Below are 13,265 nucleotides of genomic sequence, written 5' to 3'. Positions count from 1 at the left end.
TTGCAGCCCGCGGCGAGAGCGCGTCAACCGCGTCTGCGGCATATTCGACCTGCTGCCGGCGGGGAGCCTTTGGGTTGTATGCGGACATCCGCCTTCCGCTCGTCACGAATGCACGCCATAATGGCGCATGCAATTGACCTCGCGCCTTGCGCTGATGAACTGGCTGACCGGTCAGGGGCTCACGGGCCTGCCTGAAATTGAACTGCTCCGCGGCTTTTGCGAGCGTTGCTGCGCCGAGGGGCTGGAATTGTCGCGTGGCCTCGTCGTCATCGACACGCTGCATCCGATCTATGAAGGCCGCGGCTTCCGCTGGAGCGATCGTCCCAGCAACGAGAGCGATGCCTTCGAATACGGCTCGACCGCCGACGGCGACGCCGCCAAGAGCTGGCGCCGCTCGGTGTTCTTCCACATGCTCGAGAATGGCCACGACGAGATGGTGATCGATCTCGCCGATGCGCCGTCGATGGATTTCTCGCAGATCGGCGAGCTCGCCGAGAAGGGTCACAAGCACTATCTCGCCTTCGTCCACCGCTTCGGCGAGAACGGCGCGCTCGGCCTGATGGATTGCCTCTATTCCTGCTGGACCACCCGCCGCGCGAGCGGGTTCTCCGGACTGGAGCTGGAAGCGCTGCGCGATCTGGTTCCGGTGTTGGGGCTCGCGATCAAGTCGGCGCAGCAGGTCGACATCGCGCGCACGCTCGGCCGGGTCTATCTCGGCCGCGACGCCTCCGAGCAGGTGCTGCGCGGGCGCATCTCGCGCGGCGTCACCGAGCGCATCAATGCCGTGCTGTGGTATTCGGACCTGCGCGGCTCGACCGGGATCAGCGAGAGCATCGGCCCCGACGAGATCATTCCGTTTCTCAACGACTATGCGCAGGCCGTGATCGATCCGATCCACGAAGCCGGCGGCGACGTGCTGAAGCTGATCGGTGACGGCGTGCTCGCGATGTTCTGGGGCGAAGACATGGCGGATGCGCGGCGGGCCGCGCTCCGCGCCGAGCACCTGTTCCGCAAGAATGTCGCTGCGCTGAACGAGCGGCGGGCGGCGGAGGGCCGTCCGACCACGTCAGCCTATATCGGCCTGCATGTCGGCGAGGTCTTCTACGGCAATATCGGCAGCGAGGACCGGCTTGATTTCACCGTGGTCGGCCCGACCGTCAACGAGGTCAGCCGCATCGCCTCGATGAGCCGCTCGGTGGATCGCGAGCTCCTGGCCTCGTCCGAGTTCTACAAGGGCTTAGATGCCGCCGGCCGCCGCTATCTCGTCTCCACCGGCCGCTACGCGCTGCGCGGCATCGGCCGCGCGCAGGATCTCTACACGCTCGATCCGGAAGTCGACGCGAGCGAGCCGGTCAGGGGCAGCTACGAGCGCTATTTGGCGGGTTAGTCTCCGCGGCCTCAACAGACGCCGTCATTGCGAGCGCAGCGAAGCAATCCAGAGTCCCTCAACGGATGGACCCTGGATTGCGTCGTCGCTACGCTCCTCGCAATGCACTTGTGGTCAGCACCGCGACGCCACCTCGTCTCCCACCATGTCCGGCTGCCGGTCCAGTCCCACCGCCGGGGACAGCAGGATCACCAGCGCCTGCATGCCGAACAATGCGGCGGCGAGATAGAGGCACGCTTCCGCGCTCCAGAGGCCGCCGACGAGCGCGCCCAGCACTGAACCGAGCGGGCGGGCGCCGTAGCTCATGATGTTGATGGCGGAGACGCGGCCGAGCAGGCGCGGCGGCGTCACGGACTGGCGCAGCGTTGTGGTCGAGATCACCCACAGGATCGGGCCGACGCCAAGCAGGAAGAAGCTCAAGCCCGCGAGCCAGGGCGAGGGGACCAGCACCGTCAGCGCCATCACCAAGGCGGCGACAAAGCCGGTGACGGGGCCGAGGCCCACCACAGTGCCAAAGGCGATGCGCTTCATCACGCGCGTGGCGAGGAGCGCGCCGATCACCATGCCGACGCCGTACATCGTCAGCACCGTGCCGACACCGGCGGCGCTCAGACCGAGATGGCGCACGGCGTAGGGCACGAACACGGCGATCTGCAGGAACCAGCCGGTGTTGAAGATGAACTGGGTGATGAAGACCGGCCGCAGCAGCGGATGGTGAAACACGAAGGCCGCGCCCTCGCGGATCTCCTGGAGCGGATGCCGCCGGGGCGCAGGCGCGCGTGCGGGCTCGTAGATGCCGGAGAGCAGCACGACCGCGATGGCCGAGAGCGCCGCGGCAAAGCCGAACGCCGGGCTCGCGCCCCACCACCCAACCAGCGCACCGCCGAGGGCAGGGCCGCTGGCGAAGGCGATGGTGCGCGCCAGCTCGATGCGCGCATTGGCCGCCGGCAACAGGTCGGAGCTCACCAGCGAGGGCACCAGCGCCGGTGCTGCCACGCTGTAAACGACGGTGCCGCACACGGCGGCGAAGCCGAGCAGGGCCAGCAGCGGCAGGTTGAGGGCTCCCAGCGCGAGCAGCAGCACGACGGCCGCGAGCGCCACCGCCCGCAGCGCCTCGGCGCTCGCCATCAGCCTGCGGCGGGAAATGCGGTCGGCAAGCACGCCGGCGGGGATGGCGAACAGGACGAAGGGCAGGGTGAGTGCGGTCTGGAGCAGGCCGGTCTGCCCTTCGGCCACTCCCAGCGTCAGCACGGCGACGATGGGCGCTGCCGCGAGCGCAATCTGCTCGGCCGACTGCGCTGCGAGATTGGACCAGGCGAGGCGGTTGAAAGTGTCAGGGAGGCGAGGCGGCGTTGACATGGCGCATATCCCGTAAAGGCGAATTTGCCGATGTTGGCCCCCGATGACCACCAAACCCACCCGCTTCCCGACAAGAGGCGATCTCCCCACGATCCGCGGCGGTACGTTCGCCGCTAGATGCAGTTGCAAATGAGTTGCAATAAGAACGAAGTTGGGTATTCTGCCAACATGGATGCCAGATCACCCCACATCACTCCCGACCTCGCCGGCTGGCGCGCTGACGCCCCCATCACCAAGAGCCTCGCTGAGGTCAATTCCACAGTCGCCATTCCGGCCGCCGGCCGGTGGTGGCGGCGGTTGCTGGCCTTCGTCGGGCCGGGCTACCTCGTCTCGGTCGGCTACATGGACCCCGGCAATTGGGCGACCGATCTCGCCGGCGGGTCGAAGTTCGGCTACACGCTGCTCTCCGTCATCCTGATCTCGAACTTGATGGCGATCCTGCTCCAGTCGCTGGCGGCTCGGCTCGGAATCGTCACCGACCGCGATCTCGCGCAGGCCTGCCGCGCCTCCTATCCGCGGGTAGTGAACTTCCTGCTTTGGCTCGCCTGCGAGGCCGCCATCATCGCCTGCGATCTCGCCGAGGTGATCGGCACGGCGATCGCGCTGAAGCTGCTATTCGGCATTCCCCTGATCGGCGGCGCATTGATTGCGGCCCTCGACGCCTTCCTGCTGCTGCTGCTGATGAACCGGGGCTTCCGCTTCCTGGAGGCTTTCGTCATCGCGCTGCTGGTGGTGATCGCCGTTTGCTTCGCGGTGCAGATCGCGGCGGCGGCTCCGCCGGTGGCAGAGGTCTTGCGGGGTTTCGTGCCCAAGAGCGAGATCTTCACCAATTCCGACATGCTCTACATCGCGATCGGCATCATCGGCGCCACCGTGATGCCGCACAATCTCTACCTGCACTCCTCGATCGTGCAGACGCGCGCCTATGAGCGCAACGACACGGGCCGGCGCGAAGCAATCAAATGGGCGACGACGGACTCGACCATCGCCCTGATGCTGGCGCTGTTCATCAACGCTGCGATCCTCGTCGTCGCTGCCGCGACCTTCCACAAGAGCGGCCATTCTGACGTTGCCGGGATTGAGCAGGCGTTCGAATTGCTGTCGCCGCTGCTCGGCCTCGGCATTGCCTCGACACTGTTCGCGGTAGCGCTGCTCGCCTCCGGTCTCAACTCGACGGTCACTGCGACGCTCGCCGGCCAGATCGTGATGGAGGGCTTTCTCGACCTGCGCCTGCCCAGCTGGGCGCGCCGCCTCTTGACGCGCGGCATCGCCATCGTTCCCGTGATCATCGTCACCGCGATCTACGGCGAGCGCGGCACGGCGGATTTGCTCGTGTTCAGCCAGGTCGTGCTGTCGATGCAGCTGCCTTTCGCGGTGATCCCGCTGGTCCGCTTCGTCTCCGACCGCCGCAAGATGGGCAAGTTCGCGATTCCGATGTCGGTTGCCGCGGTCGCCTGGATCGTCGCGGGCATCATCGTGATTTTGAATCTGAAGCTGCTGGCCGATACGTTTTTTGGGTGAGTGGCGAATGGCGAGTAGCGAGTAGGTGGGTCGTTCTCCTATTCGCTACTCACCACTCACCATTCGCTAATCCTGCGGCTCGGATGCCGTGTCGCCCTGCGCGTCGATGCGGAGCCAGCCTGACGGGGCGAGGCGCTGCTGCGGCAGGAAGCGGGCCTTATAGTCCATCTTCTTGGAGCCTTCGATCCAGTAGCCGAGATAGACGTAAGGCAGCCCTTGCCGGCGGGCGCGTGCGATGTGGTCGAGGATCATGAAGGTGCCCATCGAGCGGCTGACCTGGCCAGGATCGAAGAACGAATAGACCATCGACAGGCCGTCGCTGAGGACGTCGGTGAGCGCCACCGCGATCAGCTCCTCGCCGCGGCCGGTGATGCCGCTGTCCGGGCCGCGCTTGCGGTATTCGATGATGCGGGTCTCGACGTGGCTGTCCTCGACCATCATGGCGTAGTCGAGCACCGTCATGTCGGCCATGCCGCCGTGGCGGTGGCGGGCGTCGAGGTAGGCGCGGAACACGGAATATTGCTCGGAGGTCGGCACCGCGCTGCGCTGCTCGCCGATGATGTCGGCGTTGCGGGCCATCACCTTGCGGAAGTTGCGCGAGGGGCGGAACTCGTTGGCGATGACCCGGACCGAGACGCAGGCCCGGCACTGGTCGCAGGCGGGACGGTAGGCGATCGACTGGCTGCGGCGGAAACCGCCGTGGGTGAGCAGGTCGTTGAGGTCACCGGCGCGGTCCCCGACCAGATGCGTGAACACCTTGCGCTCATGTCGGCCCGGCAAATACGGGCAGGGAGAGGGCGCCGTGAGGTAAAACTGGGGGGTGTCGCGCGAGTGCTGGGTCAAGGGACGTCGTGGGCCTCCGAAACAGGCATCAGCATCGCGCTCCAAAAGCCCCCGGTCAATCGATTAGCTCACCACGTCCGCGCCGCCTGCGGCGCGGGTATGCGAACCGAATTGTTAATCACGACCGTTCCCAGCACGAAATCGTGCAGCAGGCGACGGCGGCCGTTGAACAGGCCGACCAGCACCACGAACGGCGACAGGAACGAGACCGTCACCCAGAACAGCACGGCATGGGTGGCGCCGAGCACGAAGTAGCCGGGCGCGCCGTACCAGGTGCGCAGCTCCAGGTCCATCAGGCGCATGCCGACCGTGGCGGAGGACGCACCGCCGATGCTGGCGCCGTAATAGACGATGGCCCAGATCACGGAGGCCGGCCAGGCGATCCAGAACAGCGCCCAGCCGATGCCGAGGGTGACCACGCCGAACAAGGCGATGAAGATGTAGCCGAGGATCACCGGCACCGAGATCACGACCGTGTCGATCAGGAAGGCGAACACCCGCCGCGTCGCGACGCCCCGGAACAGTTCCGGATGCAGGTCAGGGTCGTAGGCATGCGGTTGCATGGCGCCGTCATTGCGCCAGCCGCCCGAATTGCCCGAGTTGTACGACATGGTCCGTTCTCCCAGCGAAGCCCCCTCGCAGGACATGGGAACAGGCCATGCCCGTGCCAAGGGCGCGCGGGCGGCAGCAAGCCGAAATATTCCGGCGATTCGGGGGCGAAGGGAGGCCACAAGCGCGGATGCTGTAGGGGGCAAAGGCGCGCAGCGCCGTGCCCACCATTGCCCGCCGACTTAAACGATGGGTGGATCGGTGGGCCCGCTTCGCTTGGCCCACCTACGACAGCTGCGAGACCCTACGCTTGGCTGCGCAGCTTCTCCGCCGCCTTCGGCGCAAAATAGCTCAGCACACCGTCGGCGCCGGCGCGCTTGAAGGCGAGCAGGCTTTCCATCATGGCACGGTCGCCGTCGAGCCAGCCGTTGTTGGCGGCTGCGGCGATCATCGCGTATTCGCCGGAGACCTGGTAGGCGAAGGTCGGCATCGCAAAGGTGTCCTTCACGCGGCGGACCACGTCGAGATAGGGCATGCCGGGCTTCACCATCACCATGTCGGCGCCCTCGGCGATGTCGAGCTCGACCTCGCGCAGCGCTTCATCGGTGTTGGCGCTGTCCATCTGGTAGGTGCGCTTGTCGCCGGTGAGCGTCTTGGCCGAGCCGATGGCGTCGCGGAACGGGCCATAGAAGGCGGAGGCGTATTTCGCGGCATAGGCCATGATCTGCACGTCGAGCAGGCCGGCGCGGTCCAGCCCCTCGCGGATCGCGGCGACGCGGCCGTCCATCATGTCGGAGGGCGCGATGATGTCGCAGCCGGCTTCGGCCTGCACCAAGGCCTGACGCACCAGCACGGCGACCGTCTCGTCATTCAGGATCTTGCCGTCGGAGATCAGGCCGTCATGGCCGTGGCTGGTGAACGGATCGAGCGCGACGTCGCAGAGGATTCCGATCTCGGGAAACTCCTTCTTGATCGCGCGCACGGCCTGGCAGACCAGGTTGTTCGGGTTGGTGGCTTCCGAACCTTCCTCGTCGCGCAAAGAGGGATCGGTATAGGGAAACAGCGCGATGCAGGGGATGGTCAGCTTCATCGCGCGCTCGGCCTCGCGCAGGGCCTGGTCGACGCTGAGGCGGTCGACGCCCGGCATCGAGGCGACCTGCTCGCGCTTGTTGGTGCCGTCGATCAGGAACAGCGGCCAGATCAGATCGTCGGTGGTGAGGACGTTCTCGCGCACCATGCGCCTAGCCCACTCGGCCTTGCGGTTGCGGCGCGGACGAACGGTCAGATCGAGGGCATGCGGCACCGCGGTGCTGTCCCGGCGCGAAACGTCGCGCAATTCGATCGGACGTCCGTATTTGATCGCCATTACTCTTCCTCCGGCTGGAATTATTCTTATACCAGCTCGCATGGTTCCCGTCACCGCGGCTTGACCTGCCGCAAGGCAGATCTGAACCTGACTTGGGCAGCCGATTGATTTTGCGGGCCGAAGCAGCCAGAAGGGGCCATGTCCGAGATATCCACCCGCGATGCGGCCCAGGGCGGCGCCAATGCCAGGGACGCTGCCCGTGACACTGCCCGAGAGAGCGCGCTCTCGGTGGCGGCGATCTCCTCGGAGCGCCCGGAGTCCGACGACAATGTCTGGACCCGCCGGCTGGTGCTGTTCCTGCGGGTGATGGCGCTGCTCTCGATCCTGAAAGGCCTCTATCACTGGGCGCAGGTCACGGGCTTCGTCGGCGGCGAGGACGAGGCGTTCGAGAACCAGTCGATGGCCTGGCAGGCCGCGACCGTGTACTTCGCGGTGATCGAGCTCGTCGCCGCGGTCGGCCTCTGGCTGGCGACGCCCTGGGGCGCGGTGGTGTGGCTGACGACCGTGGTGTCGATGGCCGTGATCGAGCTGATGTTCCCGGGAATCTACGGCGGCAGCCTGGTCGTGGTCGGCGTCGAGGTCTTCATGCTTGCCGCTTATCTCGCGCTCGCCTGGATGGCCGCGCGCGAGCGGCCGCCGTAGGCGCAAACGTGCCCCGGACGCAATGCAGCGCGCCGCACTTGCGGCGTGATGCGTTGCAGAGCCGGGGCCCATCTCTCCGCGATCTCGTTTCCGGCTATCTGGGTCCCGGCTCGGCGATGCATCGCTGCGCGCTGCATGTTGTCCGGGACATGAGAGTGTGCGCGTTTGGTTGACCGCTGGTTGCCTAAAATTCGCGGCAAGTTTTCATTGACCAGCCGGTTCCGCCACAGCTCTTACGCGTGCGTTTCGAAACGGAGCGGGGCTGTTCTGGAATGCGACAACAGGGGCGGACGGAGGGTGAACAGGACCTTGCGAAGGTCAACAGAGGCTTTCAAAAAGTACTTGTGGCACAGGCTTAATGCGCAATTCACTGTCTTAAATTCATGATCTCTTTATTCTCTTATTTAAGCCGATCTTCAAACGCCCCTCTTAAGTTGCACCTATCAGACGGGACAAAAGTTTCGTCGAATAAGTGTCGATAAAAACGACAACAGGGGAAGTGTCATGATGAAAGCCGTCGCAACTGCGGCAGATACCGCAGAGCGCGTCTCCGGCCAGCAGGGTTCGGTGCAGTCGCTCTATCTGGAAGCTTTGACTCTGGTGGAGCGGCTGCATCGCCGGCTCCTCGACGTGATCAAGGACGAATTCGATCGCCGCGGCCGCGCGGACATCAACTCGGTCCAGGCGCTCTTGCTCTACAACATCGGCGACAAGGAGCTGACCGCGGGCGAATTGCGCACGCGCGGTTACTATCTCGGCTCCAACGTCTCCTACAATCTGAAGAAGCTCGTCGAGCTCGGCTTCCTCGATCATCAGCGCTCGCGGGTCGATCGCCGCTCGGTGCGCATCCGCCTGACCCCGCAGGGCCAGGAAGTCCGCCGCATCGTCGATGCGCTCTACCAGAAGCACGTCAAGACGGTGGAGCAGGTCGGCGGCATCTCCGGCGACGAGTTCGCGACCCTCAACAAGTCGCTGCACCGCCTGGAGCGGTTCTGGACCGACCAGATCCTCTATCGCCTTTGAGTTCTAAAGGGATCTGGGCGAAGCCGGCCCGCAACAAGACCGGCAGCCCTCCCGAACGTGCCTGACTTCCCCAAGCGCGCTGGTCCGGAGTTGCCCCGGGCCGGTGCGTTGATATCTTTTTTGCACCTGCGAAAAAATCCCCCGGCAGCCAGGAACCAGTTCCGGGCTCGGCGCTTATCTTCTTCGGATCGGAGAAACGGCGATGCTGGTCGAGCGCGGGCTTCGGGTGATGAACGTGGAACTCGTCAGCGAGGCCTACGCCATCGCCGCGAACTACCTTCGCCGCTCCGGCGCAATCCCGGACACTCTGGTTACCGACGACCGCCTGCTTCACCTGATCGTCAAACTGCTCCAGCAGGGTGAATTCAACAAGATCAGGCTGGCCAACAAGGCGATCGGCCGGTTCCAGGCGCGGACCGAGGCCAAAGCGGTTGCCTGATCGAAACTCCCACAATCCCCCCGAACCAGAGGATGCCATGGAAGCCGCCATCGACCGCATCATGCAGACCTACGACCTGCTCGCCAACCGCACCGCGGCGGCCAGCGCCGAGGCGCGTGAAAAGGTTACGAATTACCTCAACATCCTGATGGAAGCCGGCGAGACCGACAGTCACAGGTTGACCGTCTGCGGCCTGACCTATCTGCGCCAGCTCGACGGCAGCGTCGACCCAGTGAAGGCGGGGTACACGGGGCTTTAGCACGACCTTCAGGAATGAGGCCCAAGGCGGCCCCAGCCCGGATCTTGACAGGGAGCGGTCTCGCAACCGCTCCCGGGCTGAAAACCTACAATCCCACCATATCTTGCATAAATATCAGGCCCGACCCGCAAATGCTTGGCCGCGGTCGGCCGATGTGGTAGATCGCGCGTGCTTCCGACCGCCACACCAGACCCGCCCGTAGCCCGCCAAAAGGCTGCGGCGGTGGAGATATTCGCAAGATGACCGCACCCAAGTCCGCCTCCGCGCCCGATTCGTTTTTCACCGCCTCGCTCGAGCAAGCCGATCCGGAAATCGCCGCCGCCATCAAGGGCGAGCTCGGCCGGCAGCGCCACGAGGTCGAGTTGATCGCCTCCGAGAACATCGTCAGCCGGGCCGTGCTGGAAGCGCAGGGTTCGGTCATGACCAACAAATACGCGGAAGGTTATCCGGGCGCGCGCTATTACGGCGGTTGTGAGTGGGTCGACGTCGCCGAGAACCTTGCGATTGATCGCGCCAAGAAGCTGTTCGGTGCCAGCTTTGCGAACGTGCAGCCGAACTCCGGCAGCCAGATGAACCAAGCGGTGTTCCTGGCGCTGCTGCAGCCCGGCGACACCTTCATGGGTCTCGATCTCGCCGCCGGTGGCCATCTCACCCATGGCTCGCCCGTGAACATGAGCGGCAAGTGGTTCAAGGCGGCGCACTACACCGTGCGCCGCGAGGACCAGATCATTGACATGGATGCGGTGGCCAAGCAGGCCGAAGAGGTCAAGCCGAAGCTGATCATCGCCGGCGGCTCGGCCTATTCGCGCGCCTGGGACTTCAAGCGTTTCCGCGAGATCGCCGACAGCGTCGGCGCTTACCTGCTGGTGGACATGGCGCATTTCGCCGGCCTCGTCGCCGGCGGCGTGCATGCCTCGCCGGTGCCGTATGCGCACGTCACCACCACCACGACGCACAAGTCGCTGCGCGGTCCGCGCGGCGGCCTGATGCTGTGGAATGACGAGACGCTGACCAAGAAGCTCAACTCGGCGATCTTCCCGGGCCTGCAGGGCGGTCCCTTGATGCACGTGATTGCAGCCAAGGCGGTCGCCTTCGGCGAGGCGCTGCGTCCGGACTTCAAGGTCTACGCCAAGAACATCGTCGAGAACGCCAAGGCGTTGGCCGAGACCCTGAAGGGCCATGGTCTCGATATCGTCTCCGGTGGCACCGACAATCATCTGATGCTGGTCGATCTCCGGCCGAAGGGCCTGAAGGGCAACGTCTCGGAGAAGGCGCTGGTCCGCGCCGCCATCACCTGCAACAAGAACGGCATTCCGTTCGACCCGGAATCGCCCTTTGTGACCTCGGGCATTCGGCTCGGCACGCCGGCTGCGACCAGCCGCGGGTTCGGCGTGGCCGAATTCCAGCAGGTCGGCGGCATGATCGCAGAGGTCCTCAACGCGATCGCGCAATCCTCCGACGGCAAGGCGCCGCTGGTGGAGGCTGCGATCAAGGAACGGGTCAAGGCGCTCACCGACCGGTTCCCGATCTACCAGTAAGGCGCCGCATGATCCGGAAAAGTGGGTACCGGTTTTCCGAAAAGATCATGCGAAAATAAAGGTCACACGGATGCGCTGCCCGAACTGCAACAGTCTCGATACGCAGGTAAAGGACTCGCGTCCGACCGAGGACTCGTCCGTGATCCGCAGGCGGCGCGTGTGCGTCGCCTGCAATTTCCGCTTCACCACCTTCGAGCGCGTGCAGCTGCGCGAGCTCACGGTGATCAAGCGCAACGGCCGCCGCGTGCCGTTCGACCGCGACAAGCTGATGCGCTCGGTGCAGATCTCACTTCGCAAGCGGCAGGTCGAGCCGGAGCGCGTGGAGAAGATGGTCTCCACCATCGTGCGCGAGCTCGAGACCGGTGGCGAGGCCGAGATCTCCTCGGAGGTGATCGGCGAGACCGTGATGGAGCATCTGCGCACGCTCGACGATGTCGCCTATGTGCGCTTTGCCTCGGTCTACCGCAATTTCCGCGAGGCCAAGGATTTCGCCGACGTGCTCGGCGAGCTCTCCGGCGAGGAGGAAGCGCGGCTCGCCGCGATCCGCAAATGATCTTCCGCATCCTGGAAGACCAGTTCGCGCAGAAGGCCCGCGAGGCCAAGGATGCTGATCGCCGTTTCATGGAGCTGGCGCTTGCGCTCGGTCGGCGCGGGCAGGGGCGTACCTGGCCCAATCCGGCCGTGGGCGCCGTCATCGTCAAGGACGGCGTCATCGTCGCCCGCGGCTGGACACAAGCAGGCGGACGTCCGCACGGTGAGCCCGAGGCGTTGCGGCGGGCGGGCGAAGCGGCGCGGGGGGCCACGCTCTACGTCACGCTGGAGCCATGCTCGCATTTCGGCAAGTCGCCGCCTTGCGCCGATGCGCTGATCGCGGCCGGCATCAAGCGCGTGGTGGCGGCGATCGAGGACCCCAATCCGGAAGTTGCGGGCCAGGGCCATGCGCGCCTGCGCGCAGCCGGCATCAATGTGGACGTCGGTCTGTGCGCGGCGGAGGCCGCGTTCGATCATGCCGGACATTTCCGCCGCATCCGGGACCAGCGTCCTCATGTGATCCTGAAGCTCGCGGTCTCGCCCGACGCCAAGATCGGCGCGGCCGGCGGCAAGCCGCTTGCGATCACGGGGGAGGCGGCACGCAATCGCGTGCATCTGCTCCGCGCGCAAAGCGATGCCATCCTGGTCGGCATCGGCACGGTGCTGGCGGATGATCCGCAGCTCAACTGCCGCCTGCCGGGCATGACGGCGCGCTCGCCGGTGCGTGTGGTGCTCGACCGGAGCCTGCGCATACCCGCATCGAGCCAGCTGGTTCGATCCGCGCGCGAGACGCCGCTTTGGGTGATCGCTTCCGAGCTTGCGGAAGCGGCCGCCGCGACGCGCCTTGGCGCGGCCGGTGCGCAAATCATGCGCATGCCTCCAGGGAGTGCATCCGGGCTCGATCTTTCGGCCGTGCTGCATGCGCTGGCGGAGAAGGGCATCACGCGGCTGATGGTCGAGGGCGGCAGCCGCGTTGCGGCATCGTTCGTCGCGGCCGATCTCGTCGACGAGGTCTGGCTGTTCCGCGGAGCGGAAGCAGTCGGCGAAGGCGGCGTCGATGCGCTCGATGCATTGCCCCTGTCGAAAATCACGCAGTCGCCGGCCTACAAGGTTCATGCTAGCGAGACCTGCGGCAAGGATACTCTCACCATCTACGAGCGCGCGTAATGTTCACCGGCATTGTCACCGATATCGGCGAGATCGTCAGCTTCACGCCGACGGCGCAGGGGCAGCTGCACCGGCTCCGGATCGCCTGCCGCTACGATCAGAGCACGATTGCGGACGGCGCCTCGATCGCCTGCAACGGCGTCTGCCTGACCGTGGTTGGCTCGGGCGTTGCGGATGGCATGGACTCCAAGCCAAGGACCTGGTTCGACGTCGACACCGCGGCCGAGACGCTGGCGCTGACGACGGCCAAGCGCTGGAAGGTCGGCACCAGGCTCAACCTCGAGCGCGCGCTGAAGATCGGCGACGAGCTCGGCGGCCATATCGTCGCCGGCCACGCCGATGGCATTGCAACCATCGTCAGCCGGGAGGACTTGCCGGATATGGCGCGGTTCGTGCTCTCGACGACGCGGGAGCTGGCACGGTTCATCGCCACTAAGGGCTCAATCACGCTCGACGGCGTCTCGCTGACGATCAATACGGTTGCAGACGTGACCTTTTCGGTGCTGATCATTCCGCACACGCTGGATGTCACGACAATCGGCAGCTGGAAGGCGGGGGATGAGGTTAATATCGAGGTCGACCTGATGGCCCGCTACGCGGCGCGGCTGACGGAAATGACGGTCTCTTAGAACTTGGCTTAC

The 13,265-nt window shown here is 65.4% G+C and carries 14 protein-coding genes; 10 read left to right on the top strand and 4 right to left on the bottom strand.

Features of this window, described 5'->3' with window-relative positions:
• The first annotated feature begins 127 nt into the window (after nt 1–127).
• A complete protein-coding gene (locus ACM43_RS03645; RefSeq protein ID WP_157283485.1) occupies nt 128–1,387 on the top strand; it encodes an adenylate/guanylate cyclase domain-containing protein in 1,260 nt (419 codons plus the stop codon).
• 114 nt (nt 1,388–1,501) lie between these two features.
• On the opposite strand, the gene ACM43_RS03640 is transcribed toward ACM43_RS03645, so the two are convergent.
• Entirely contained in the window at nt 1,502–2,746 is a 1,245-nt protein-coding gene (locus ACM43_RS03640; protein WP_271538087.1) for an MFS transporter, read from the bottom strand.
• Between the two features lie 168 nt (nt 2,747–2,914).
• On the opposite strand from ACM43_RS03640, the gene ACM43_RS03635 reads away from it, so the two are divergent.
• Nucleotides 2,915–4,267, top strand: a complete 1,353-nt coding sequence (locus ACM43_RS03635; RefSeq protein WP_157283487.1) for an Nramp family divalent metal transporter — start codon at nt 2,915–2,917, stop codon at nt 4,265–4,267.
• 66 nt (nt 4,268–4,333) lie between these two features.
• Here ACM43_RS03635 and ACM43_RS03630 read toward each other — a convergent pair whose 3' ends face one another.
• The 3 genes from ACM43_RS03630 to hemB form a co-directional block, all read right to left on the bottom strand.
• A complete protein-coding gene (locus ACM43_RS03630; protein WP_225151846.1) occupies nt 4,334–5,110 on the bottom strand; it encodes an arginyltransferase in 777 nt (258 codons plus the stop codon).
• A 68-nt stretch (nt 5,111–5,178) separates the two neighbouring features.
• A complete protein-coding gene (locus ACM43_RS03625; protein WP_271538086.1) occupies nt 5,179–5,721 on the bottom strand; it encodes an RDD family protein in 543 nt (180 codons plus the stop codon).
• A gap of 242 nt (nt 5,722–5,963) precedes the next feature.
• On the bottom strand, nt 5,964–7,025 hold the full coding sequence (gene hemB, locus ACM43_RS03620) for a porphobilinogen synthase (RefSeq protein WP_271538085.1): 1,062 nt from the start codon (nt 7,023–7,025) through the stop codon (nt 5,964–5,966).
• Nucleotides 7,026–7,163: 138 nt separating this feature from the next.
• On the opposite strand from hemB, the gene ACM43_RS03615 reads away from it, so the two are divergent.
• From ACM43_RS03615 to ACM43_RS03580, 8 genes are all read left to right on the top strand, one after another.
• Nucleotides 7,164–7,667 (top strand): DUF6163 family protein, encoded by a 504-nt coding sequence (locus ACM43_RS03615; protein ID WP_271538084.1) that lies wholly within the window; start codon nt 7,164–7,166, stop codon nt 7,665–7,667.
• A gap of 504 nt (nt 7,668–8,171) precedes the next feature.
• A complete protein-coding gene (gene ldtR / locus ACM43_RS03610; RefSeq protein WP_025036696.1) occupies nt 8,172–8,690 on the top strand; it encodes a transcriptional regulator LdtR in 519 nt (172 codons plus the stop codon).
• 202 nt (nt 8,691–8,892) lie between these two features.
• Nucleotides 8,893–9,129, top strand: coding sequence for a hypothetical protein (locus ACM43_RS03605; protein ID WP_157283491.1), 237 nt, complete (start codon nt 8,893–8,895; stop codon nt 9,127–9,129).
• A 37-nt stretch (nt 9,130–9,166) separates the two neighbouring features.
• Nucleotides 9,167–9,388, top strand: coding sequence for a hypothetical protein (locus ACM43_RS03600; protein WP_128265268.1), 222 nt, complete (start codon nt 9,167–9,169; stop codon nt 9,386–9,388).
• A 239-nt stretch (nt 9,389–9,627) separates the two neighbouring features.
• Nucleotides 9,628–10,926 (top strand): serine hydroxymethyltransferase, encoded by a 1,299-nt coding sequence (glyA, locus tag ACM43_RS03595; RefSeq protein WP_036010474.1) that lies wholly within the window; start codon nt 9,628–9,630, stop codon nt 10,924–10,926.
• Between the two features lie 70 nt (nt 10,927–10,996).
• Complete coding sequence (gene nrdR, locus ACM43_RS03590; protein WP_011087793.1) at nt 10,997–11,479, top strand: transcriptional regulator NrdR; 483 nt, start codon at nt 10,997–10,999, stop codon at nt 11,477–11,479.
• Entirely contained in the window at nt 11,476–12,624 is a 1,149-nt protein-coding gene (ribD, locus tag ACM43_RS03585) for a bifunctional diaminohydroxyphosphoribosylaminopyrimidine deaminase/5-amino-6-(5-phosphoribosylamino)uracil reductase RibD (protein WP_271538083.1), read from the top strand. The genes nrdR and ribD overlap by 4 nt, the downstream gene beginning before the upstream one ends.
• A complete protein-coding gene (locus ACM43_RS03580; protein ID WP_271538082.1) occupies nt 12,624–13,253 on the top strand; it encodes a riboflavin synthase in 630 nt (209 codons plus the stop codon). Before ribD ends, ACM43_RS03580 begins: the two co-directional genes overlap by 1 nt.
• The last annotated feature ends 12 nt before the right edge of the window (nt 13,254–13,265 follow it).

The sequence above is a fragment of the Bradyrhizobium sp. CCBAU 45321 genome, from assembly GCF_028128975.1.
Taxonomy (GTDB): Bacteria; Pseudomonadota; Alphaproteobacteria; order Rhizobiales; family Xanthobacteraceae; genus Bradyrhizobium; species Bradyrhizobium yuanmingense.
This window is presented reverse-complemented; position numbering and strand designations above follow the sequence as displayed.